Source organism: Paenibacillus sp. PSB04 (assembly GCF_025809195.1).
GTDB classification, from domain to species: domain Bacteria; phylum Bacillota; class Bacilli; order Paenibacillales; family Paenibacillaceae; genus Paenibacillus_AQ; species Paenibacillus_AQ favisporus.
Window position 1 is genome coordinate 2,731,035 of sequence record NZ_CP081301.1, and the last position, 25,056, is coordinate 2,756,090.

A 25,056-nucleotide genomic window follows, 5' to 3' on the forward strand; every position below is an offset into this window, starting at 1 on the left:
CTGAAGCTGACATGATACTAACGATGAACAACTGACGATGGACAAAGAACGTTGATCTAGGAGCACAGCGAGATAAGGATATCAAGGCAACAAGCTCGCTACAGTGTCACCCAAACTGGAGGGATACGGACAATGGCAACGGCAAACGGATTGTATCAGCCGCAAAGCGGCGATTTAACGGTGCAGTATGCGCCTTCGGCGCAAACGGAGCTGATCGAGAACCCGCCGAGGTTTACCTGGATCCCGGCGAAGCTGGAAGATGACCGGTACGTGCTGGAGGTGTCATCCGCGCCGGATTTTACCAGGGAGACGACCCGGACCTACGGGCCAATCTCCTACAATTTCTTTACACCTTCCGAGGCCTTGAGGCCGGGAACGTATTATTGGCGGTACGCGCTGCTCGAAGGGGAAGGGCCGGGGGAGCAGCAGTCCGAATGGAGCACCGTAAGAGAATTCCGGGTGCCGGAGGGACTGCCGGAGACGGCGCTCCCGTCCCGGAGCGAGCGCTACAGCCGGGTACGCACCGGTCATCCCCGGCTGTGGTTGCAGCCGGATGAGCTGGAGGCTTACCGCGGCACAGTAAGGGAGGATGCGGCAGGCAGCGGATGGCAGGCCTTCTTCGAGCAATCGGTCAAGCCTTGGCTGACCCGGGAGCTGATTGAGGAGCCGAAGCCCTATCCGGAGAACCGCCGGACGGCAGCGCTGTGGCGCGGAAGCTATTTGGCCTGCCAGGAGGTGCTGTACGCCATCCGGCATTTGAGCGTTGCCGGTGCCGTGCTGCAGGACGCCGAGCTGCTCGCGAAGGCGAAAGCCTGGCTGCTGCACGCCGCGTCCTGGGACCCGGACGGCCCGACCAGCCGCGACTATAACGACGAAGCGGCGTTTCGGATCGCCGCGGCGCTGGCCTGGGGCTACGACTGGCTCCATGGCGAGCTGACGGAGGATGAGCGGGAAGCGGTGCGGGAGCCGCTGCTCGCCCGGACCCGGCAGGTGGCGTACCATGTGATCCAGCGCTCGAAGATCCATCATGTCCCTTATGACAGCCACGCGGTCCGCTCCTTATCTTCGGTGCTCGTGCCCTGCTGCATCGCTTTGTTCGACGAGGAGCCGGAGGCCAGGGAATGGCTGAACTACACGGTGGAGTACTATTACACGCTGTTCTCTCCATGGGGAGGCAAGGACGGCGGCTGGGCCGAAGGGCCCCACTACTGGACGACGGGCATGGCTTACCTGACAGAGGGCCTGAACCTGCTCAAAAACTTTTCGGAGCTCGACGTGTTCCGGCGGCCTTTTTTTCAGCGTACAGGCGATTTTCCCCTCTACTGCTACAGCCCCACCACGTCGACGCGCATGGCCTTTGGCGACAACTCGACGCTCGGGGACGATATCATCAAAAAGGTCGGCTACAACATGCGCGAGTTTGCCGGCGTGACCGGAAACGGATGGTACCAATGGTACTTCGACCAGCTGAAGGACGCGAATCCGGAGGCCGACCGTATGTTTTACAACTACGGCTGGTGGGATTTTGCCTTCGATGACCTCGTGTACCGGCACAATTATCCGCAGGTTGAACCGGTAGAGCCTTCCGGCATCGAGCCCGTCAAATGGTTCCGCGACATCGGCTGGGTGGCGATGCATCACCGCCTGCACGATCCTGCGGAGCAGATTTCCCTCATCGCCAAGAGCAGCCGGTACGGCTCGGTCAGCCACAGCCACGGCGATCAGGGCGCATTCCTGCTGCACGCTTACGGGGAGCCACTGGCTATTGAGTGCGGGTATTATGTCGCGTTTAACAGCTCGATGCATTTGAATTGGCGCAGGCAGACCAAGTCCAAAAACGCCGTCCTCATCGACGGGCAAGGGCAGTTCGCCGGCATGAACAAGGCGCTTAACCTGGCGGCTAAAGGGGAGGTCGAGGACGCCTGGCATGACAAGGGCGTATCCTACACTCGTTTGAATCCAACCTCTGCTTACCGGGAGTATGTACCGTATTTGAAGCAGTATAAGCGCGAGATTTATTTTGTGCAAAACAGCTACTTCGTTATTGTCGATTCGATCGACCTGGAGCAGCCGGGACGGGTGCAGTGGCTATTCCACACGCTGTACGAGATGGAGCTGAAGGGCCAGTCCTTCCACGTGAACGGCAAGAAAGCCCTGATGGAAGGGCGCTTCATCTTCAGCACGTCCGGAGAGCTTGCGCTGTCGCAGACGAGCGGATTCGAGGGCGTGGATCCCGAGGAAATCGCCGGGCTCGATACGCATTGGCATCTGTCGGCCGAGACGAAGGACGCGTCCTCGCACCGGATCGCTACGCTGCTCCTTCCAAAGCGGCTAAATGAGGGCGTAAAATACATTTCTTATTTTATGGACGATCAAGGATTCAGTTATAATTTGTATTTGACGGACAACGGGCAAACGCAGAAGATCGAAATCGCGAAGGCGTTTTAGTTTATGAAATGACAAGCATAAGGAGGCGGAGCAAAAGCATGAGCAATATCGGAGTTTGGGAGGACGCGGAGCCCGGCGTAAAACGCAAAATTTTGCAGCCGGGGGCGTCGCTGATGATGATGGAAGTACATTTTGAAGCCGGTGCAGAAGGATATGAGCATGCCCACCCGCATGAGCAGATGTCCTACTGTCTGCGGGGGCGCGTCGAGTTCACGATCGAAGGCAAGAAGACGGTCATCGCGCAGGGCGAGCACATCGTCATTCCGATGGGCGCCAGGCATGGGGCGAAGGCGCTGGAAGCCAGTGCATTGTTGGACTGCTTCACGCCGCTGCGTGCCGACTTGATCAAGTATTAATTGACGGCACGACGGTCGCTGCTTCAGGTTCGTTTAGACGAAGTTAAGCGAGGCCAAGTATTAGTACCATGAAGTACCATGACTGCCATCACAAAGGCTGTTCCTAGACTGCCTCTCGGCACCTTTTGGACGTTGAACCGTCCATATGGAAGCCGCGGGGCAGTTTTTTTGCGCGGGACCACAGACAGTGGCGTTGCTATAATAGTTGGACTAGGGAAAAAAGCTGTACAATTGCACTTATGATCATCAGTCAGGCAGGGCATAGATGGAATAACTGCAAAAATGCAATTTTCGTGTGAAATGTGATCTACAGAAAAGTGATCTGCGGAAAAGTGATCAGATTGAAAAAAAGGAGGAACGACCATGATTATCGGTGTTGTTTCGGATACGCATTTAAGAGAAGGCAGAGTAAAGCTCCCCGCAAAGCTGACGGAAGCGTTCCGGGAGGTTGACCATATTCTTCATTTGGGCGATTGGATGACCCTGGAGGTGTACGATCAGCTGTCAAAATTAGCTCCTGTGGACGGCATTGCCGGAAATAATGACGGATACGAGATTATGGAGCGTTTTGGCGAAAAAAAGATACTCTCCTTTGAAGGGGTACAGATTGGGCTTGTTCACGGACATGAGCCTTATTCATCAAGAATAACCACTCCACAGAAGGCCAGGAAGGCCTTTGAGGGCGAGCCGGTTTCCTGCATCCTGTTCGGCCATTCTCACCAGCCTCACCTGCAGATGGACGACGGCGTGCTGATGTTTAACCCCGGTTCTCCTACGGACAAGCGCAGGGAGAAGCTGTATTCGTTTGGACTGCTTGAAATCAAAGGTGGCCAAGTCTTCCCCCGGCATATTTTTTATGAGGATAAAGGATAGGGATGCCCCGCAATGTTCAGAATTGGTATAGAATCAAGCGGTATACTCATTGAAGCGTTGTACGAAGAGGGAGGTTATGTGTAATCATGAAAATCATTAGTCATTTTCAGGACGCAGCGCAAACCAGACACCGGGGAGTCGAACCCTACTCGCTTCAGGAAGTTCGGCTCACACCCGATTTGAACATCGAATACACCCGGGGTTTTTACGTTCATCACAACGGCGACTTGATTGGGATCGTGGCGACGGCGGAAGGACCGGTTTTCTTTCACAACCAGGACAAATATCTTCTTCAGGAGGGCAGCTACTCCTTTTTACTGCAGAAAAAAAATACGGAGAACATTTTCTTTTTCGAATGGCAGGGCGCTTGTGCGTTAAAAATCTCGTATACGCCCGTTCTGATCAACCATGGCGGAAGATGGGTCGACGATCCGGTATGGGATTTTTTTAGCTGGCTGACGAAGGCGGTAAGGAAAAAGCGGTTCGCCGGATACTATACCGTGGACGAAATTTCCTCGCTGCTGGGCAATCGGGAAAAGGCTGCGCCAGGGCAGGCGCTGGTTCAAATGCGGGCATAAATTACGTTTTCTGAAACGCGGCTATACGTTTAAATAGCATTGCTTTACATCATTTAGAAGGAACCGCTTTGCTGCGGTTCTTTCTTCTTGTGCCCGTCATCAAGCCGCTGCAAAGTTCGTACTTCATCCTGCAATATAGGAAAAGTCATCATCTGCATCTGATCGTGGTCACGGCGATTAAGCGAAGATTACCTCTGACCGATTGCTGAGATCAAAAATTTATCCGCAAAGCTGCGTACCTAAAGTATTGCGGGTGTGCGGGCGAATACGCTATAATAGCGTTAAATACGGTGATGGAAAATGCAACCATTTCCATGGACTAAGCACATTGAACGTTTGAAGCGGTGTCGTTATGCGGTTGATTTACCGCGTTATGCGGTTCATATATCGGGGTATGGCGCAGTCTGGTAGCGCGCACCCTTGGGGTGGGTGAGGCCGTGGGTTCGAATCCCGCTACTCCGATAGTTCCTTTTATCAGCGCGGCGATGCCTGGGCATCGTCATCATATACGGCGTAATTGAGAACCATTTCAGTTGTTATTTCATACAATTGAAGTGGTTCTATCATTTATTGCAAGATTTGCTAAGAAATCCATAGGAAAACGGGGGTGCCGGAGATGATGATTTCAGAATGCAATCCCGGCCAATTATCGCACGAGCAAATTACCGCACTGCTGTACAAGGGAATTTCCGACGACGGTCGGCCAGGCGACTGCATTTTCGTGTTCGGAAGCAACAAGGGCGCAAAGTACCGCGTTCCCGCAGCGGTTCAATTATACAAGGATGGCCGGGCACCGATGATTCTTTTTTCGGGAGGTACGATCTGGAAGGGGCAGCCTCTGCCCGAGGCGCTGATGATGAAGGAAAGGGCGGTGGAACTGGGCGTCCCTGCCGGACAAATTCTGGTGGAGCAGGAGTCACGGCATACGAAGGAGAATGTGCTCGCCTCGCTGCTTGTCCTGGACCGGGCCATTCCGCTGCACGGTATCCGCCGGATTCTGATCGTTACTTCCGCATACCATATGCGGCGGGCGTACTTGACCTTAAAGACGTACATGCCTTCCTGGATCGAATACTCGATGTGTGCCGCAGAGGATGCGTCGACCCGGGAGGACAACTGGTGGTTGACGCCGGAAGGGTTCAACCGGGCTTCGAATGAAGCCGGCAAGCTGGTCCGGTATGTGCAAAACGGAATCATTGCGGACAATATGTTGGATTTGGGATAGTTCTATGCTTTATTTAAAAAAGGACAACAGCAGCGCCTAAGCGGTTCAGGCGGGCCGTGTCCTTTTTCTTTTTTTTTTCGAAATATCCGCTGCTCTTGCGTGAACGGCAGGATGGCGAGCAGTCATTTTCCCTTAAACTGCGCTCTCCACTTCCGCACCCGGCGCTTCATGTACCGCCGGTTTGGCCCGCCGCAGCGCATAGAACAGCAGTCCGAATACGAGCCAGCCGCCGCCAAGCAGCAGTGAGGAAACGTCCAGAAGGGTGACGAGGTACAGCACGAAGCCGGCACCGAGTAGCGGGCACAAAAGACGGAAAATGAGGTCTTTGGGAGTGCGGCCCTTTTCGCGGACGATGTAGTGGAAAATCACGGACAGGTTGACGAACAGGAACGCCGTCAGCGCACCGAAATTCACGAATTTGATCGCCGTTTCGAGGCTGATGAACAGGGCGGACAAGGAAATAACGCTGGCCAGCACGATATTGAACACGGGCGTACGGAACTTGGGATGGATGGAAGCGAATGTCTTGGGCAGGAGAGAGGTTCTACCCATGACGAACAGCAGCCGGGTGACGGTCGTCATGGAGGACATGCCCTGGGACAGAATGGAGAAAATGATGACGAACGTAAACACCGAGGCCAGCACGCTGCCTCCAATGGACTGCATCAGCTCAAAGCCGGCGGAGTCGGCGCTCGCAAACGAAAAGGAAGGGTACATTTGCTGGATTAAATAAGCGGTGGCAAAATACATCAGCCCGGCCAGGACGACAATGACCATAATGGCGCGGGGGATCGTCTTCTTCGGGTCTTTCGTTTCTTCGGCCATCGTCGTAATGGAGTCGAATCCGAGGAAGGAGAAGCAGACCAGCGAGGCTCCGGCCAGAATGGAAGAGAACGAGACGCCTTTTCCTGCGGCAAACGGGTCGAGTCCCGCGGTAATCCCGCCTTGCAGCGCTTTGTATACCAGGAGCGCACAGAAGCCGGCGATAAACAAAATTTGCATCAGGACGAAGATTTTGCTGACATTGGCCGATGTTTTGATGCCAATGATATTGATCGCCATGACGACAGCCGTCAGGAGTATGATCCAGACCGCCGGAGGTACGGACGGGAACTGCGCGTTCAAATTAATTCCGAACATAAGCACAGCAATAATGCACGAAAATAAATAGTCGAGCAGGACGGCCCAGCCCACCACAAAGCCGAGAAACGGGTTCATCGCTTTGGTCACGTAGGTGTACGCCGAACCCGAGACGGGAAAAGCCTTCGCCATTTGCCCGTAACTTGCCGCCGTGAAGACGATGGCTACAAACGCCATCATGTAAGCGGCCAGGAGCATGCCTCCCGAGCCCTCGTGAAGCACGCCGAAGCTGGTGAAAAAGATCATGGGCGACATCCAGGCCAGGCCCATGGTCACGACATGGGACAAGGATAAATCTCTTTTTAATGTTATGTTATTTGACATATGACATTCCTCCTCCAAAGGGATAAAGCAACTGACGGCGATTCGATATGTCATGACATCTCACATTTTTGCAGGCTATTTCCGAAAAATCAAGTCTTTTTTCTAAGTTTACATGCAAACATATGTTCCATCATGGCCTATAACCTCACATTAAACCGCCTTTTACAGCTAAATATTCGCATTTCTAAATTTTTTTTGTAAGTTTTTATTGCATGCCGCCAAGAAATAATGTTAGTATTCATAACATAAACAACCGCATACGAAATGTCTTCTAGGGTTCCGGGTCGATGAAAGTCATCGGCTGGCTGGTCCGAGAGAAGGCGCACCGGGGCAACCTGGTGTACACGGCGGGAAAAAAGCCCGGGAGAATCTATCAAAGCACGCTTTGATGTTTCTCCCGGGCTTTTTTTATTTTTAATTGGCGGGCTTGGGGCTCACTGGCGGTTTACGTCCGGCCAGCAGCAGGCCTGCTCCATAGGAGGAATGAAAATGACAGCAAGCTTTTCGATAACGATGGGTCCCGGCGGTAAATGGTCCGCCTATATTGGCAAAGGTAAGTCGGTCACCTTGACGGCCGCGGGCGATTCAGCGAATGTGTCTGCGCTGCTGTATCATGCGGCGTATCCTTCGGAGAGGTACAACATGCCGGATTCGCTCAAGGCGCAGCATACCGCTTTTTATACGGCCGGTCACGTGCTGATGAGCGATCAGGGCCGTGTCCTTGCATCCATCATTGAAGACACTGCCGGCTGGCATGATCCCCTGGGCGGATACACGACCCGTAAAGGAACGGACGGCAAGTATGGTCCGACTTCGTACCAGCAGGAGCGCAACGCCTGGCTGCGAAGCGGCGAGGAAAACCTGACGGTGGAGCTGTACCGCCATAACTTGACGCCGCGGGATTTGAGCGCGCCGGTGAATTTCTTTTCGAAAGTGGTATGCGAGCTGGACGGGACGATGAGGTATGTTCCCCAGCCAACCGGTGGGCGCTCCGTCACCCTCCGGACGGAAATGGATGTGCTGCTGGTCGTGTCGAACACGCCGCATCCACTCAACCCCTCGGCGGTGTATCCGGGGGCAGCGGTGGAGATCCGTATAACGGATGCCGCGCCAATGACGGAAGACGATCTGTGCGTGAACCACTGCGGTGAGAACCGGCGAGCTTTTGAAAACACATGGAATGCCTATGCACTCATGAAAGGGGCGAATTGAAAATGAGCACATTTCAAGCGGTGGCAAGCGAACGAAACGCGGCGGATGCCGTGTACAACCACATCATAGCTGCAGGAGAGGGCTGGATTTATGACCTGTTCCCCGGGCAGGTGCTGCGCATCGTCGATGTGGAGGGCAATCAGGCGGTGGACACCCTGTTTTATTCCAAGGAAGATCCGGGCGATCATTACAGTGCGGTCCGTACGATTACCCGTCAAAATAACATTTATCTGACCACAGGCTCGGTGCTCGTAGCCGAATCGGGGCGGGAGCTGCTGCAGATTACGGCCGACACCTGCGGCCGGCATGACACGCTTGGCGGTGCCTGCTCGGCCCAGAGCAATACAGTGCGGTATTCCCACGACACGCTCCCGATGCATAACTGCCGGGATACCTTCATGCTGATGCTAGCGGGCCGGGATGAATTTACGAAGCGGGATTTGGCCCCGAACGTCAATTTTTTCATGAATGTGCCGGTGACGCCGGAAGGGGAGCTCACCTTTGCGGACGGTGTATCCGGACCGGGACGTTACGTCGAGCTGACGGCGCTGGCGCCGGTCACCGTCCTGATCAGCAACTGCCCGCAGCTGAACAATCCTTGCAATGCCTATAACCCGACGCCGGCGCAGGTGCTGGTCTGGAATGCGGAAGGAGGCGAAGGCAATGTTTAAAAAGGTGCTGATTGCCAACCGCGGAACGATCGCGGTACGGATTATCCGGACGCTGCGCGCGATGGGCATTGCGTCGGTGGCCGTGTACACAAAAGCGGACCGGGACAGCCAGCACGTGGAGCAGGCAGATGAAGCGGTGCTCATTGGGGATGGACCGGCGAAGGAGAGCTACGTGAATGCCGAGCTGATCCTGCGTACGGCTCTGGAAAGCGGGGCGGACGCGGTGCATCCCGGATACGGCTTCTTAAGCGAAAACGCCGGGTTCGCCAGAGCATGCGCCGAGCACGGCATCACGTTCATCGGGCCGTCCCCCGGGCATATCGAGCTGTTCGGCCTGAAGCATACCGCGCGCTCGATGGCTGAGCAAGCGGGGGTGCCGCTGCTGCCGGGAACAGGGCTGATTTCGTCGGTGGACGAAGCCGCCGGGCAGGCTGAAACGATCGGCTACCCCGTCATGCTCAAGAGCACGGCCGGCGGCGGAGGCATCGGGATGCGTATTTGCGGCGACGAAGCGGCGCTGCGGGATGCATTCGAATCCGTGACCCGGCTGGCGGCGGCGAATTTCAATGACGGGGGCGTTTTTCTGGAGAAGTATATTGCGCGGGCGCGCCACGTCGAGGTGCAGATCTTCGGCAACAGCGACGGCGAAGCGGTCGCTCTGGGCGAGCGCGACTGTTCCGTGCAGCGCCGGAACCAGAAGATCATCGAAGAGACGCCGGCACCGCTGCTGGCGGAACCGGTGCGCCGGGAAATGCACGAAAGCGCCAGGCGTCTTGCTGCAGCCGCAGGTTACCGCAGCGCCGGCACGGTCGAGTTTTTGTACGATCCGCAGGAGGAGAAGTACTACTTCCTGGAGGTGAACACCCGGCTGCAGGTGGAGCACGGCGTCACGGAGGAGGTGCTCGGCATCGACCTTGTGGAATGGATGGTCCGGGAGGCGGCCGGCGATTTGCCGGGACTCGCGCAGCGGGTGCGTGAACCGGAGGGGCACAGCTTGCAGGTGCGTCTGTACGCGGAGGACTGCGTCAATGCTTTCCGTCCGGCGGACGGCCGGATCGACGCGGTGGTCTGGCCGGAACGCACAAGGATCGAGACGTGGATTCAGCCGGGCCTCGAAGTGACTACGCTCTATGACCCGATGCTGGCCAAAATCATCGTCCACGCCAAGACGCGGCAGGAAGCCGTCTCCCGGATGATCGAGGCGCTGCAGGCGCTGCGCGTGTACGGTGTGACGACAAACCAGTCTTATATCGAAGCTTTTCTGGATACCGAAGCGTTCCGCGAAGGGCGGGTCTATACGAACATGCTGGCCGGTTTTGAGCCGGTCGAGCTGGCGATCGAGGTGCTGGACGGCGGCGTTCAAACCACCGTACAGGACCTTCCCGGCCGAACGGGGTACTGGGATATCGGCGTACCTCCATCAGGGCCGATGGACCGGCTGGCTTTTGCCATCGGCAACCGGCTGCTCGGCAACCCGGAGGAAGCGCCGGGCCTGGAAATGACGCTGCGCGGAGGAAGCTACCGCTTCCGCGGCGCTATGCGGTTCTGCCTGACCGGGGCCGATATGCAGGCGGAGCTGGACGGCGAACCGGTGCCGGCGTATACCCCGGTGACGGCGTCCGCCGGCTCGGTGCTGACCCTGGGCGAAGCCGTCGCCGGGATGCGGGCTTACCTGCTCGTCGCTGGCGGGCTGGATATGCCGCTGACGCTGGGCAGCGCCTCGACGTTTACGCTCGGCGGCTTCGGCGGCCATACCGGCAGCGCGCTGCGGCCGGGGGCGGTGCTCCGGGTCCGCAGCGACTCGCCGGACCGCCAGTCCGAGTCTCTAAGCTTCCTTGCACCGGCATCGCAGCCGGCGCTGACGCGGGAATGGACCCTCGGCGTCATTCCCGGACCGCATTGTACCGCCGAATACCTGCTTCCGGCGTATTTGGACCAGCTGACCTCCACGGTGTGGGAGGTGCATTTCAACAGCTCGCGCACCGGCGTTCGCCTGATCGGCCCTGCGCCGCTGTGGGCCCGGGAGGATGGAGGCGACGCCGGGCTGCATCCGTCGAACATCCACGACAATGCCTATGCCGTCGGCGCCCTGGACCTGACGGGTGACATGCCGATTCTGCTTGGACCGGACGGGCCGAGTCTCGGCGGGTTCGTGTGCCCGGTCACGACCGCGACGGCGGAGCTCTGGAAGATCGGGCAGCTCCGCCCGGGTGATCAGGTCCGTTTCCGGCTGATCACCGTAGAGGAAGCCGAAGAGCTGAGAGCAGCCCAGGAAGCATTTCTGCGTGAGCTCTCCGGCGGAGCGTCCGTGCCGATGCTGCCTGAGCTTCCACATACATCCCGCGGCGACTACATGCCGCTGCTCGCATACGAGGAAGAAGGGCGGCGCTTTCCGATTGCGGTGCGCTGCTCCGGGGACGAAAATATTTTGGTGGAATACGGGGAACGCGAACTCGACCTGTTGTACCGCTTTCAGGTGTATGTCCTGATGCAGGCGGTCACGGACAGCGGAAGCATCCCGTATATCGAAATGACGCCGGGCATCCGTTCCCTGCAAATTCATATCGATGCCTCCCGCATGTCTGTAAAGGAGGCGGCGGCGAAAGTGATGGAGATCGACCGGACACTGCCGCCGCTTGATTCCATCGAGGTCCCTTCCAGGATCGTCAAGCTGCCTTTATCATGGGACGATCCGGCCACAAGGCTGGCGATCGAGCGCTATCAGCAAAACGTGCGTCCGGATGCGCCTTGGTGCCCGAGCAACCTGGAGTTTATTCGCCGCATGAACGGGCTGGGCTCGATCGAGGAGGTGGCGGAAATCGTTTTTAACGCTTCCTATCTGGTCATGGGGCTCGGGGATGTATACCTGGGAGCGCCGGTTGCGGTTCCGCTGGACCCCCGCCATCGGCTGGTGACGACCAAATACAATCCGGCCCGCACCTGGACGCCGGAGAATGCCGTCGGCATTGGCGGAGCCTACTTGTGCGTATACGGCATGGAAGGGCCAGGGGGCTACCAGTTCGTGGGGCGAACGGTACAGATGTGGAACAAATTCCGCCGGACGGTTAACTTTGAGCAGGGGAAGCCGTGGCTGCTGCGCTTTTTTGACCAGATCCGCTTCTATCCGGTGTCGGAGGAGGAACTGCTGCGAATGCGGGAGGACTTCCCGCGCGGGGAGTTTACCGTCGACGTCGAAGAAACGACGTTTAATCTCGGCGAGTACCTGGCCTGGCTGGGCACGATCCAGGAGGAATCAGCGGTGTTCCGGACGTCCCGGCAGGCCGCGTTTCAGCAGGAGCGGGCGTACTGGAAGGAGCTTGGCATCGCGGAGCATGTATCCGAACCGGAGGCAGCCGCGACCCAAGAGCAGGGGGCGCTTCCGGAAGGAAGCCTCGGCGTGAACAGCTCGATGTCGGGCAGCGTCTGGAAGGTGCTCGTAGAGCCGGGCCAGGAGGTCCGTAAGGGCGAGACTATTATAATAGAAGAAAGTATGAAAATGGAGTTTTCCCAGCCTGCCCCGTTCGATGGCATCATTGCCTCCGTCTTTGTGGCGTCCGGCGATCAGGTGCGGGCAGGCGACTGCATCGCAGCGATCTTTCCGTTGGAAAAGGAGGCGGCGTCATGAGCATTCAGGCGGTTCCTTTTGAACTGAGCATCCATGCCCTCCAGCAGGGTTACCGGAGCGGCAGCTTTACGCCGCAAGAGGTGATCGCGGCCATTATCGGGCGTGCGGAACGGGACAGCGGGATGAATATTTGGATCATGCCGCCGGAGGAGGAACGAATTGCTCCTTATCTCGAAGGGCTGAAGTGGCTGGATCCGGCGGTCTGTCCGTTATGGGGCATCCCGTTTGCGGTGAAGGACAACATCGACGTGGCCGGCTGGCCGGTCACCGCGGCTTGCCCCGACTATGCGTATGTGCCGGAACGGCACGCGCCGGTGGTAGAGCGGCTCATCCGAGCCGGAGCGATTCCGGTGGGCAAGACGAACCTGGACCAGTTCGCCACCGGCCTTGTCGGCACGCGCAGCCCCTACGGCGAGACGCATAATGCGCTCCGTCCGGAGCTGATCAGCGGCGGCTCGAGCTCCGGCTCGGCCGTCAGCGTCGCCCGCGGGCAGGCTGCGTTCGCCCTCGGCACCGACACGGCCGGCTCGGGCCGGGTGCCCGCGGCGCTGAACGGCCTGGTCGGCTACAAGCCGGCCGTCGGCGCCTGGCCTGCGGCGGGCGTCGTTCCCGCCTGCCGCAGCATCGACTGCGTGACGGTGTTCGCCCGTCACGTGGACGACGCGGTCGCCGTGGATGCGGCCGCACGCGGGTGGTGCGCGGACGATCCGTACTCCGCGGACCGTCCGCTGCACCGCGGCGAGCAGCCGAAGACGTGGCTGCTCCCGCAGGGCCGCCCCGAGTTTTTCGGCCCGTTTGCGGCCGAATACGAGGCGGCCTGGGAGCGGGCGAAGGAGACGATCGCCCGGTCCGGGGTCCGCGTGCAGCAGGTGGATGTGTCCCTGCTGCAGGAAGCGGCGGCCCTGCTGTACGAGGGGCCGCTCGTGGCCGAGCGCTGGAGCGCGCTCGCCGGCTTCATCGAGGCGCATCCCGGGTCGACGTTTCCGGTGACGGAAACGATTCTGCGCTCGGGGGCCCAGGCCGAGCATACGGCGGCAGCCCTCTTCCGCGCCCAGCATCGTTTGGCTGAGATTCGCAGGGCTGTCCGTACCTGGCTGCGGCAAGCTGTTCTGGTGCTGCCGACCTGCGGCGGCACGTGGACGAGGGAGCAGGTCGGAGCCGACCCTATCGGAACGAACAGCAAGATGGGCCTCTATACGAACCACTGCAACCTGCTGGATCTCAGCGCGCTGGCGATTCCGGCCGGGCAGGCGGGGCCGGAGCTCCCCTTCGGCGTGACGCTGTTTGCGCTTCCTGAAGAAGAAGCGAACCTGACTGAAGCCGCGCGCTTCCTGCTTCGGGTGCAGGACACCATCCGCGTCGGCGTCTGCGGGCTGCATATGCGCGGCATGCCGCTGGAACCGCAGATGACCGGGCTCGGCGCGGTATTTGCGGAAGAGGCGCAAACCGCCCCGGTGTACCGGCTGTACAAACTGGAGACCGATCCGCCGAAGCCTGGGCTGGTACGGACGCCTCTAGGCGGGGCGCCGATCGCGGTGGAGCTGTGGGATATGCCGGTGGAGTCTTTCGGCAGGTTCACAGCCTCGATTCCCGCGCCGCTCGGGATCGGTCGGGTGGAGCTAGCGGACGGGCGGAGCGTCCCGGGTTTTGTCTGCGAGGCGTACGCCGCAGAAGGGGCGCTGGACATCACCGTGTCCGGTGGCTGGAGAAACGCGATGGCCGAAGTATAATTTTTTTATGATAGAAAGCCAGCCAGTCCGGTCTCAACCGGTTCTGGCCTTTTTTTATGGCAACAAAAACTGAGAGATTGTTACGAGCATACTTCAACTCTTTTTCCCATACGGCTCAAATTGCGAGCACGATTAACGCATGCTCCTCCGCCTCCTCGAAAATGTATTGACAACATGTGGAAGAGGGGATAGATTGAACTCATAAACACGTGTTTATGCCTAAAGGCGTTATTTTATGGATGGCGAATGCCGGATTCGTGATTGTACATACAGGGCATGGTGAAGCGGAGCTCACGGATACTGCAGCTGCGCCGCCTTTTGTGAACACGTGTTAATGAATTTGGAGTGTGCAGGATGAGGAAGAACGACATCAACAGCATCGAAATCGCCAGAATCGCAGGCGTCTCGCGAAGCACCGTCAGCCGGGTGATCAACAATTACCCAAACGTGCCGCAGGCTACGCGGGAGAAGGTCATGCAGGTCATCGAGAGGTACGGCTATTCTCCTAATTTCTCGGCACGCATCATGACTGGTATGAAAACGCTTACCATTGGTCTGTTCCTGATTTCGCCGGAGGCGATTCACGACACGCTGACCCACGCGCTGATCGGCGATGTGATCGAGAGCGCGTCCAGTCGCGGCTACTACGTCCTGACCCACATTATCCGGAGCACAGGGGACACGGAGACTGTCCGCAAGGTGAAGGATACGTTTTATCAGCGGCGGATTGACGGCGGCATATTTATCGGTGCGGCGAATCATGAACCGTTTATCGAGGAGCTCATTGCAAAAGGATTTGTGGCGGGAATCGTGGACCAGCATCTGGAGGGGCGGATGGAGCCGAACCGGGTGATCTGCAATTTTGACAACAAGCTGGGCATGAAGCAGGGAGTTGATTACCTGGTAGGCCTGGGACACCGGAACATTGCGTTCATTGCAGGGGATCCGCTTCGCTGCTCCGGTCCCGAGAGAATGGAGGCTTTTCAGGATGCAATGGCGACTCACGGACTAAAGGTGAACCCGGACTGGGTCCTGCCATCGGATTTCTCCGAACGAAGCGGATACCAGTCGACCGCGCGCTGGCTTCAAAGCATCTCTGACCTGCCGACAGCCATCTTCGCCTGTAACGACAGCGTGGCATTCGGGGCGCTTCGGGCCTTGAACGAGGCCGGACTACGGGTACCTGAAGACATCTCCCTGATGGGGTTTGACGATCATCTCTTAAGCTCCCGAATACAGCCGGCGCTAACCACGATACGCGTGAACTTTTCTGAAATGATCGACATGCTGACGCGGCAGGTCATCGAGACCGTTGAGGACGAGACACAGATGTTCAAAAAATACGTAGGGACCGCGGAGCTGGTCATCCGGGACTCGTGCCGGAAAGTGTGATTTAAACAGTAAGGATGAAATGTGCGTCGGATTAAGTGTTTGGCGGGAACAGAAGAGGGAATCTATTGGCTGCTTGGGGTTCGAAGTGAAAAATGCTTTTCCAATTCAGCACTGTTAAGGAGGATTTTTATATGACGGCAGGCGCATTAGGAACTAAGCTGGTTACACAAATCGGGATTGTCGTGAAAGACATCGATACTGTTTCGCAGAGCTATGCGGATTTTTTGGGGGTGGAGCGGCCGAAATGGTCCTGGACCGACACCGTGGATGTCGCCCAGACGGAGTTTAACGGGCAGCCTTCGGAGGCGCGTGCGAAGCTGGCCTTTTTTGACTGCGGGCAGCTGCAGATCGAGCTGATCGAGCCGGATGAGCATCCGTCGACCTGGCGCGAATTTTTGGATGAGCATGGTGAAGGCGTGCATCATATCGCATTTGGGATTCAAGGAATGAAGGACAAGATCGCCGTACTGGAAGGCCGTCACATGCCGCTGATTCAAAAAGGCGAATACACCGGCGGGCGCTACGCATACATCGACAGCAGCAACGAGCTGAAAGTTCTGATCGAGCTGCTGGAAAACGATTAATCTGATAAGCAGGTGAGGTGCTGAAGATATGAATATTTTGATTACGGGATCGGCCCGGGGGCTTGGCTTTGAAACGGTCAAAGCGGCGCTTGCGCTTGGGCATACCGTGTTTGCAGGCGTGCGGGATATGGAGCGGCATACCGAGCCGCTTCGTGCGTTGCGTGCAGTCCATCCGGACCGGCTCACGCTGATCGCAATGGATGTCACTGACGAAGAGAGCGTGAAAAGCGCCAAATCGGCCGTGCTGGAGCATACGGATGTGCTCGATGCCTTGATTAACAACGCAGGCGTGCTGATCGGCCGCGAGCATAAGCTGGAGGAGCTGGATTTTGCCGATATGGAACGGTCCATGCTGGCGAACCTGTACGGACCGATGAAGGCCGTGAAGCATTTCCTTCCGCTGCTGCGCAGGAGCGCCCAGCCGTGCATCCTCAACATCAGCTCGGAGGCCGGAAGCTTTACCGGGGCCTACGGCGGGGATTATCCCTACGCGATATCCAAAAGCGGGCTGAACTACTTTACCGCGCAGCTCCGCAAGGAGCTGACTCCTCAGAATTTTGCGGTTTATGCGTTGCACCCCGGCTGGATCCGGACTCCAATGGGCGGCGACCAAGCGCCGGGCGACCCGGCGGATACCGCGCAGGGCTTGCTGCGCATCGTGGAACGAACCGTCATTCCTGACCCGAATGCCTGGATGGTGAATCATCGCGGGGAAGCGATGCCTTTTTAACGGTCGCGATCTTTGGACCACCGTATTGCATTCGACAATAAGGAGGATGCCACATGAAAACGATTTGGGCGGTTGTCGGCGACTTTTATCATGAAGCCGAGCCGGCGAAAAAGTCTCTTGAACAAGTTTTAGAGTCCTTCCTGGCGAATGGACAAATTGGGCTGCTGTACAAGGAAGTTTCCGATCTCGCCGCCGGGCAGCTTGGTCAGAAGCCGGACCTCGTTATTTTATTTGCAGAGAACCGCCTTGAGCCGCAAAGCGACCCGGAGGCAGCCTGGATGACCGAGGACATCGGCCGGCAGATCGAAGCTTACGTAAGTGACGGCGGTGCCTGGCTGGCATGGCATTCCGGGCTGGCGTCGTATCCCGAGCACGGCGCGTATGTGAACATGCTGCGGGGATATTTTTTATCCCATCCGAAGGAGCACAGTGAGGTGACCTATACACCGGTCGGCGGATCAGCCTTGGGCGAGCTGGACGGTACGTTCCGGTTTAAGGACGAACACTACTTTGTCGCCTGCTCCGAGCCGGAGACCGAGGTGTTCCTGCGCTCATCATCGCGGGACGGCGAATCCATTGCCGGCTGGCTGCATCCTTACGGCGAGGGACGGGTAGCCTGCGTGACGCCGGCACATCTGCCTGAGGGATTGCTGGACGAAGGGTTCATCCGGCTGATGCAGCGGGTGATTGCATGGAGCCTGGAGCTCGAGCCGGTGGATGCGTAGGGAAGAAAAGTGGTCCTGAGGAGAAGTCGGTTCTGAGGACGAGGGCGGGGCATACGAGCTTGTAGAGGCCTAGATGCCTGAGTGACTGAGGATTCTCTTGGCATGTAGAGTCGGCAGAGATGTTGAGACCAAATTGGTTGGGGAAGAGATGAAAAGGAAGTTGGAAAAGGCAGACGGATGCGTCTGCCTTTTTTGTTTGACAATCGATTGGTATGGCGAGGTTTGCAAGCGATGCAATCCGCCATAGGAGCATGGTTAATGCCTGCCATGTCTGTTGGTGTTTGTGATTTGAGAATCGTGGAGTTTCCGCCCTTGATTTGAGTTGCCCTGCACCGCATGCCCTCCCAGCACAACGCAGCGGAGGGGACGAAACAATTCCGGAGAAGCGGAGCGGTCGCCTGAAAGCTTTCCGCAGGAAAGCTCACTTCGGAAGCCCAGGCTGTCCCCGAATTTTATCCTTCTATCTAATCCGCGAAAATTCGGGGGCAACAGCGATTGGAGGAATGTTTCGTACACGGAGCGTCCATCGCAGCACAACGTTCAATATCGGCCATCCCCATGCCGCATTTTAACAGCCCGCCCATCATCCAGAAGCGTTAATTCCCGCTATCAATCGGTAGATCGCTCTATAGCAAGCCGATAAAGCGCTTTCTATAATGAAATCATACGGCTGGGGCGGAAGCGGATGCCAAGCATTACTGACTTTTGCCCGTGCAGCCAGAGACTTGCAGAGACAGGAGGAAAATGAGGCGAATGATCACTAACAGCCAAACGGACGCGGTCCAGGTCCGGCAAACCGGCTCCCTGATCCGCGTATCCACGGATCGGATGACGCTGGAGATCGACCTGGAACAGGGCCATTACAGCGCTGCCGGCGGTACGCTGTGGGACTGGAAAGAAATCCGCAGCGCTATCCGGTGGAACGGGCGCGAATACCATACGGGCAGCTACGACCGCCACAGCATGAGTGGGGAGCCGGAGAGCATCGAGGATGCCTTCGGGTCCGGCTTTCACTTAACGCTGGTGCATGAATCCGACATGCTCCCGACGCTGGAGCAGCATTTCTGGATTTATGAAGGTGCGCCGTTTTACCTGACGCAGCTGGTGGCCGTCCATAAGACGCGCATCCGGCTGAACCGGATGACGGTGCTGCGGTGCGGGCAGCTGTCCTTTGGGCCGACCATGGACAAGGAAGACGAGCTTATGGTGCTCCGCGTTCCCTACGACAACGACAAGTGGGTGCGCTATGAGACACAGACGGCGCCGCTGCGCACCGAGAGCTACGAGGTTACGGCCTTGTTCCGGCCGCACAGACGGCAAGGGATCGTTGCCGGTTCACTGAGTCATGACGTCTGGAAAACCGGCATCAAAATCCAGGGCGAACAGCCGGGAACACTGGATGAGCTGGAGCTGTACGCCGGCGCTGCCGGGGAAATGACCCGGGATTTTCAGCCGCACGGTTACGTCCATGGGACGCGCGTGGCGTCGCCGGTCGTATTCGTCGGCGGGTACGACGATTACCGCCGCGGCCTGGAGGCTTACGGACGGGCTAATGCTGCCCTGTCGCCGGCGCTTCCATGGGAAGGCGGGGTCCCCGTTGGCTGGAACAGCTGGTCTGCCGCCATGAGTACGCTGGATTACGATCTGTACACATCGACGAGTGATTTTTTGAAGCGCGAAGTCCAGGCGGATGGTTTTCAAAATAACGACACGCTGTACATCAACTTCGACGCGTTCTGGGACCGTCTGACGGATGAAGAGATGGAGGATGCGCTGAACCGGGTGCGGCAAAACGGCCATAAGCCGGGGACGTACTGGACGCCGTTTGCCTTCTGGGGCAGTCCGTCCCAATTCGACAAGCCCGTGGAGGGAACGGATGGCGAGTTCACGTACAGCGACATTTTGCTGCGGGACGCTGAAGGCGAAATCCTGCCGGACATCGCCGGCGGCCTGGCGATCGATCCGACCCATCCGGGGGCGCTGAAGCGCATCGATTGGTTTACGGACAAAATCATCCGGGAGGGCTTCGAGTACATCAAGCTCGATTTTATGGCGCACGGTGCGCTGGAGGGGCAGCATTACCGCCCTGAAATCACGACAGGTATTGCTGCCTATCATTATGGGCTGTCTTATTTGGCGAAAAAGCTGTCTCCGGAAGCCGCCGGAAAGCCGATCTTCATCAACCTGTCGATCGCGCCGCTGTTCCCGTATGCCTTTGCACACAGCCGGAGAATTTCCTGCGACGTGTTCGGCATGATCGGGGATACCGAGTACCTGCTCAATTCGCTTACTTACGGCTGGTGGATGAACAATACGCTGTACCGGTTCAACGACCCCGACCACTCCGTGCTATACAAGAGCTTTAACCAGGAGGCCACCACACGCCATGAGGGGAGGAGCCGGCTGACGGCATCCGTGATCGCGGGGACGGTGCTGCTGCTCGGAGACGATTTCAGACAAGAAGAAGCAGCCTCCCGCGCCAAGGCTTGGCTGCGGAACGGCAGCATCATGGGGCTTGCACGGAAGGGCACAACGTTCGTTCCGGTGGAAAGCGCCCAGGGCGGCCGTGCGGCGGACGTCTTTATGCTGGCTGATCCGGACGAGGAGGGGACGGTCTACCTGGCTGTGTTCAACTTCGACGGCAAACAGGCGGCGGACAAGACAGTCCCTCTGGACCGCTTGGGACTCGACCCGCTCGCAGCTTACCGCGTAACCGACCTGTGGGAAGGGACCGAGAGCGAGGCCAGCGGGGAAGTCCGCTTAAGTCTTGACCCGGCGGCGTCCACCATTTTGAAGTTATGCATCCAACCCTAATTTCAAGGAGGATTGAGGATTACCGATGAGTACACGAACCCGGTTTATCCCGAAAATATTGCTGATGGTATGGGCGGGGCTGCTGGCCCTGTCCTGGCCCGGGGCTTCCTGGGCCGCAACTTCTGAAACGGCTGCCGGAACGGGAGCCAATGCAGCAGCAGCTTCGTACGAGGCGGAAGCTGGCGCCAACACGTTTACGGGTAATGCGGGTCCTGCGGACTGCGGAACCTGCTCGGGCGGCAAAAAAGCCGGCAACCTGTACGGCGGCTCCACCCTGCAGTTTAACGGCGTCACCGCGGATCAGGCCGGCGTCTATACGATGACGGTGCACTACATTTCCGGCGACCCCCGCGCCGCCGTCATTTCGGTCAACGGGGCGGAAGGGGAAAATTTCAACTTTCCCAAAACGGCGGACTGGAATACGGTCGGCACCTACGATATCCAGATCGACTTGAAGCAGGGCAGCAATACGATCCTCTTCGACGATGGCGGCGGATACTCGCCGGATATCGACCTGATCGAGCTGCGGCTGGCATCGGCCGGCGACGGCGTGCCGGACCATGACGGCAGCATTGGCGAACTGGGCAAACAGCTCTATGTCACGAAGTACGGCCCCATTACGCTGACTGAGTATCAGCGCGGATTTAGTGTAGCCAATCCGTCGTATGAACTGCTGTACAACACTTCAACCGGCCTGTCCCAGTACAACTGGAACCATAAGCCGGTGATCAAGGGTGCCTATAGCGAAATCCAGCTCGACAAAACCGTGGCGAGCAAGGATTACGGCAAGCATACGTTTAAAGCCAAGAACGGTGTGACTCCCTTCCGTGACGCCACGGGCGAAGGCATCAAGGTTACGGTCCGCAGCGAGCAAAAAGGGCTGCCGGATCTGAGCCAGGTCTTTTACATTTATAACAATGGACCGTATGTGTTGGCGGAAGTGACGGCTTCCCAAGCCGCCGGGCTGACGACGAACCAAATTACGCCGCTGGCTGTGGAGGCCCGGGGAGGAATCGATATCGGCAGCTACGGCGACAACCGGGTGCTCGTGACGCCTTTTGATAACGACAGCTGGTCCCGGTATCAGGCGAAAAGTATCAATACCCGGTTAAATACGGATAACTATGTCAGTTCCGAACTAACAGCCATTTATGACAATACAAGCCGAAAAGGTCTGGTGGTCGGTTCCGTTACGCATGACACATGGAAAACGGGAATCCACTGGAGCGGCACAGACAATAAGCTGAACGAGCTGCGCGTGTACGGGGGCTTTACTTCCCAGGCTTCCACGCATGACAGCCTGCCGCACGGAAGCGTGTCCGGAAAGAGCGTGACTTCGCCGAAGGTGTTCATCGGTTTGTACGACGACTACCGCAAAGGCATGGAGGGTTACGGCCAGGTGAATGCCGCGATTGCGCCGCCGCTTGCTTTTGGCCAAAACATCCCTGAAGGCGTACCGGTCGGCTGGAACAGCTGGGGCGCTTATGCCGATCATCTCAGCTACGACAACGCGGCAGCCGTCTCCAATTATGTGAAGGAGCATCTGCAGAACAACTCTTTCGAGAACAACGGGAACGTGTATATTAACCTCGATTCGTATTGGGACAACATGACCGACCAGCAGCTGACCGATCTCGTGAAGCTGATTCACGGCAACGGCCAGAAGGCAGGCATCTACTACTCCCCGTTCGTTTATTGGGGGGACAACATGGACCAGGTAGTTGAAGGGACCGACGGCAAGTACAAATACGGGGATATCGTGCTGAGGGATGCATCCGGCAACGTTCTGCCGAAGCTGGACGGCGCTTATGCCGTGGACCCGACCCATCCGGCGGTGAAAGCCCGGATCGACTACTATATGAACCGTTTCAAAAAGGAAGGTTTTGAGTATATTAAGGTAGACTTCCTGTCCCATGGCTCTTTGGAAGGCCGGCATTATGATTCGAAAGTGCAAACCGGCATTCAGGCGTACAATCAGGGAATGGCGTACCTCGATCAGGCTATCGGCGGTACGATGTTCATCAGCGAATCAATCGCTCCGCTGTTCCCGAGCCAATATGCGCACAGCCGCCGCATTTCCTGCGACGTGGACGGAAGCCTGGGTAGCACGGAATACCAGCTGAACAACTTGACTTACGGCTGGTGGCAGAACGGGACGATTTATCATTACACCGACCCGGACTATATGACGCTGGTGAAGGGCGGCTCGTATGAAGGAGCGCAGACCCGTGTCAATGCGGCGGCCATTTCGGGTACGGTCTTCCTGAACTCCGACGATGTGAACGACCCGGCGGCGCGCCAATACATGGAGAGCCTGCTCACCAACCCGGAAGTGAACGCGCTGGCGGTGAAGGGCAAAGCCTTTAAGCCGGTGGAAGGAAATACCGGAACGAAAGCGGCGGACCTGTTTGTGCTTGAAGACCAAGGCACGTATTACTTGGCCGTATTCAATTACACGCAAAATCCGGAGCAGCGCCAGATCGACCTGAAGCGTGCCGGCATTCCTGTCCAAGCGGGGGCTTCCGTTCAAGTGACCGATTTGTGGACCGGGGAAAAGGTAACTGCAGGTGCAACGCTGGACGTTACGCTGAAAAGCGCCGAATCCAAGCTGTACCAAATTAGTCCATGAATTTGACTTTGCCCATAGGCTGGTTTATCTTGGGACAGGATGGGTGGTTTTCAGTCATCCACGACATTTACCTGATTCGAAGGAGGCGTCTTACTCATGAACAATCTGCAGTCCACCACAACCTTGTCCAGCGGATATGCCATGCCATGGCTCGGGCTGGGCGTCTACAAGGCACAGGAAGGCAATGAGGTCGTTAGCGCGGTGAAAGCGGCCATTGCGCACGGCTACCGCAGTATTGACACGGCTGCGCTGTACGGTAACGAAGAAGGTGTCGGCAAGGCGGTCCGGGAATCCGGCGTTCCGCGTGAGGAGCTGTTCATTACCACCAAAGTTTGGAATTCGGATCAAGGTTATGACTCTACCCTGAAGGCGTTTGAACAAAGTATAAGCAAGCTAGGCCTGGACTATGTGGATCTGTACTTGATTCACTGGCCGGTCAAAGGCAAATACAAGGATACATGGCGTGCGCTGGAAAAGCTGCAAAAGGACGGCAGGGTCCGTACTATCGGCGTATCCAACTTCCACGTTCATCATTTGGAAGATCTGATGCAGGATGCCGAGGTGAAACCGGCCGTCAATCAGGTGGAGCTGCACCCGCTGCTCTCCCAAACGGAACTGCGCAGCTACTGCAAATCGCAGGGCATTCAGATTGAAGCCTGGTCGCCGCTGGCTGCGGGCCAGCTGCTGGACAATGAAGTGCTGGCAGGCATCGGCGCCAAATATGGTAAATCCACCGCGCAGGTCATCATCCGCTGGGATCTTCAGCACGAGATCGTGACGATTCCGAAATCGGTCAAGGAGCACCGGATCATCGAAAATGCCGATGTGTTCGACTTCGAATTGACGGCGGACGAAATGCAGCAGATCGACGGGTTGAACCGGAACCAACGGACCGGCGGGGACCCGGACAATTTTAATTTCTGAGCAGCATCTATCAGAGCAAGTATGACCAACCCAATCGCGTATTCCGGCTGACCAGCGGATGCGCGATTTTTTATTCCTTCCCCGGACTCATATCCGGTGCAGCGGATTCAGCCGGTACTGGCTGGGAGTCGTGCCGTGAAAGCTGCTGAAGTGCCGGGAAAACGGGTGGATGGACGGGTATCCCAGCTTTTCCGCAATCGCCGTAATACTCAGGTCGGTTTCGACGAGCATATGGGCCGCCCGCTTCATCACGAGCTGATGATGGTAGGCCTTCGGGGTCATCCCCGTTTCGCGCAGAAACAGTTCATGGAAATAAGTGCGTTTCAGACCGCAGAACCGGGACCAGGCTTCAACCGACTGTCCATGCTCCGGACGGCTGTTCAAATACTCCAGCAGGCGGACGATGCGGTAATCGCTCGGGTGCTGCACGTTCACGGCGTTGTGCCAGGACAGCATCCAGCCGTACAGAAAGCTGTTCACCGTTTCGCTGCGGTAAAACTTGGATTCGCTGTACATCCTGGCGATCATGGCGATTCCATCATACAAATGGGGATGGGCGCGCAGGGAGAAGACGCTCGGAAGCCGGTCCAGTTCATCGCAAGGCAGTTCGATAGACAATTGTTCAAAAACGAAAGGCTCGGGCGCATGGATGAAAGACCGGCTCGGAGAGAGCGGGTTGGCGTCATCCCATAAATCGAAATACAGATTATACGAAGGCAGCGGATGGGACGGGCGGATGTGAAAAGCATGCGGCTGGCCCGGACGCAAAAAAATGAGCGTTCCGCGCTCGATCGGATATTTGACCCCTTCGACCTCCATTTCCCCGGGGCCTTCATTAAACAAGTGAAGGGCATACACGCTGCCTGCGCGCAGATGCTCGTTGCTGCTGCCGTCGTACAGATAACTCATGGAGTCGCCTACGAATGGAGTTATCTCGGATAAGCTTTTGTTCATATCATGTCTCCCCCGCATTTAGAAGGTGTATGTCTGCAGATTCAAAACGATAGATTGGCGGATGAATTGATAAATCAATGGATGCGTTAACAAAGACGGATTATACATCAAAATGATACGAT

The 25,056-nt window shown here is 57.4% G+C and carries 18 protein-coding genes, 1 tRNA gene and 1 riboswitch; of the genes, 17 read left to right on the plus strand and 2 right to left on the minus strand.

Going from position 1 to position 25,056, the window contains the following annotated elements:
- Positions 1–132 precede the first annotated feature (132 nt).
- From K2F33_RS12725 to K2F33_RS12750, 6 genes are all read left to right on the plus strand, one after another.
- A complete protein-coding gene (locus tag K2F33_RS12725; RefSeq protein WP_263881887.1) occupies positions 133–2,448 on the plus strand; it encodes a DUF4962 domain-containing protein in 2,316 nt (771 codons plus the stop codon).
- Positions 2,449–2,486: 38 nt separating this feature from the next.
- The gene (locus K2F33_RS12730; RefSeq protein WP_076175515.1) at positions 2,487–2,804 is read left to right on the plus strand and encodes a cupin domain-containing protein; all 318 of its coding nucleotides are present in this window, start codon (positions 2,487–2,489) and stop codon (positions 2,802–2,804) included.
- A gap of 363 nt (positions 2,805–3,167) precedes the next feature.
- On the plus strand, positions 3,168–3,677 hold the full coding sequence (locus K2F33_RS12735) for a metallophosphoesterase family protein (RefSeq protein ID WP_263881888.1): 510 nt from the start codon (positions 3,168–3,170) through the stop codon (positions 3,675–3,677).
- Between the two features lie 86 nt (positions 3,678–3,763).
- Positions 3,764–4,255 (plus strand): hypothetical protein, encoded by a 492-nt coding sequence (locus K2F33_RS12740; protein ID WP_263881889.1) that lies wholly within the window; start codon positions 3,764–3,766, stop codon positions 4,253–4,255.
- A gap of 388 nt (positions 4,256–4,643) precedes the next feature.
- Positions 4,644–4,717, plus strand: a tRNA-Pro gene (locus K2F33_RS12745).
- Between the two features lie 154 nt (positions 4,718–4,871).
- A complete protein-coding gene (locus K2F33_RS12750; RefSeq protein ID WP_263881890.1) occupies positions 4,872–5,480 on the plus strand; it encodes a YdcF family protein in 609 nt (202 codons plus the stop codon).
- 132 nt (positions 5,481–5,612) lie between these two features.
- Here K2F33_RS12750 and K2F33_RS12755 read toward each other — a convergent pair whose 3' ends face one another.
- Positions 5,613–6,944 (minus strand): APC family permease, encoded by a 1,332-nt coding sequence (locus tag K2F33_RS12755; RefSeq protein ID WP_263881891.1) that lies wholly within the window; start codon positions 6,942–6,944, stop codon positions 5,613–5,615.
- 260 nt (positions 6,945–7,204) lie between these two features.
- A riboswitch (guanidine-I (ykkC/yxkD leader) is annotated at positions 7,205–7,313 on the plus strand.
- Positions 7,314–7,433: 120 nt separating this feature from the next.
- On the opposite strand from K2F33_RS12755, the gene K2F33_RS12760 reads away from it, so the two are divergent.
- The 11 genes from K2F33_RS12760 to K2F33_RS12810 all read left to right on the plus strand — a co-directional run bounded on the left by K2F33_RS12760 (position 7,434) and on the right by K2F33_RS12810 (position 23,980).
- Positions 7,434–8,156 (plus strand): urea amidolyase associated protein UAAP1, encoded by a 723-nt coding sequence (locus K2F33_RS12760; protein ID WP_263881892.1) that lies wholly within the window; start codon positions 7,434–7,436, stop codon positions 8,154–8,156.
- A 2-nt stretch (positions 8,157–8,158) separates the two neighbouring features.
- Positions 8,159–8,827: an urea amidolyase associated protein UAAP2 gene (locus K2F33_RS12765; RefSeq protein ID WP_212985225.1), complete on the plus strand. Its 669-nt coding sequence runs from the start codon at positions 8,159–8,161 to the stop codon at positions 8,825–8,827.
- Positions 8,820–12,452 (plus strand): urea carboxylase, encoded by a 3,633-nt coding sequence (gene uca, locus K2F33_RS12770; protein ID WP_263881893.1) that lies wholly within the window; start codon positions 8,820–8,822, stop codon positions 12,450–12,452. Before K2F33_RS12765 ends, uca begins: the two co-directional genes overlap by 8 nt.
- Positions 12,449–14,182, plus strand: a complete 1,734-nt coding sequence (locus K2F33_RS12775) for an allophanate hydrolase (protein WP_263881894.1) — start codon at positions 12,449–12,451, stop codon at positions 14,180–14,182. The genes uca and K2F33_RS12775 overlap by 4 nt, the downstream gene beginning before the upstream one ends.
- Before the next feature lie 354 nt (positions 14,183–14,536).
- Entirely contained in the window at positions 14,537–15,574 is a 1,038-nt protein-coding gene (locus K2F33_RS12780) for a LacI family DNA-binding transcriptional regulator (RefSeq protein ID WP_263881895.1), read from the plus strand.
- A 131-nt stretch (positions 15,575–15,705) separates the two neighbouring features.
- Entirely contained in the window at positions 15,706–16,158 is a 453-nt protein-coding gene (locus K2F33_RS12785) for a VOC family protein (protein WP_076175540.1), read from the plus strand.
- 28 nt (positions 16,159–16,186) lie between these two features.
- Positions 16,187–16,888, plus strand: coding sequence for an SDR family oxidoreductase (locus K2F33_RS12790; protein ID WP_263881896.1), 702 nt, complete (start codon positions 16,187–16,189; stop codon positions 16,886–16,888).
- 53 nt (positions 16,889–16,941) lie between these two features.
- A complete protein-coding gene (locus tag K2F33_RS12795) occupies positions 16,942–17,613 on the plus strand; it encodes a ThuA domain-containing protein (RefSeq protein WP_263881897.1) in 672 nt (223 codons plus the stop codon).
- A 753-nt stretch (positions 17,614–18,366) separates the two neighbouring features.
- Entirely contained in the window at positions 18,367–20,427 is a 2,061-nt protein-coding gene (locus K2F33_RS12800; RefSeq protein WP_263881898.1) for an alpha-galactosidase, read from the plus strand.
- A 25-nt stretch (positions 20,428–20,452) separates the two neighbouring features.
- The gene (locus K2F33_RS12805) at positions 20,453–23,056 is read left to right on the plus strand and encodes a carbohydrate-binding protein (protein ID WP_263881899.1); all 2,604 of its coding nucleotides are present in this window, start codon (positions 20,453–20,455) and stop codon (positions 23,054–23,056) included.
- A gap of 96 nt (positions 23,057–23,152) precedes the next feature.
- Positions 23,153–23,980 (plus strand): aldo/keto reductase, encoded by an 828-nt coding sequence (locus K2F33_RS12810; RefSeq protein ID WP_089548673.1) that lies wholly within the window; start codon positions 23,153–23,155, stop codon positions 23,978–23,980.
- An 87-nt stretch (positions 23,981–24,067) separates the two neighbouring features.
- Here the strand turns inward: K2F33_RS12810 and K2F33_RS12815 are convergent, their stop codons facing one another.
- Positions 24,068–24,934: a helix-turn-helix domain-containing protein gene (locus tag K2F33_RS12815; RefSeq protein WP_263881900.1), complete on the minus strand. Its 867-nt coding sequence runs from the start codon at positions 24,932–24,934 to the stop codon at positions 24,068–24,070.
- Positions 24,935–25,056 lie beyond the last annotated feature (122 nt).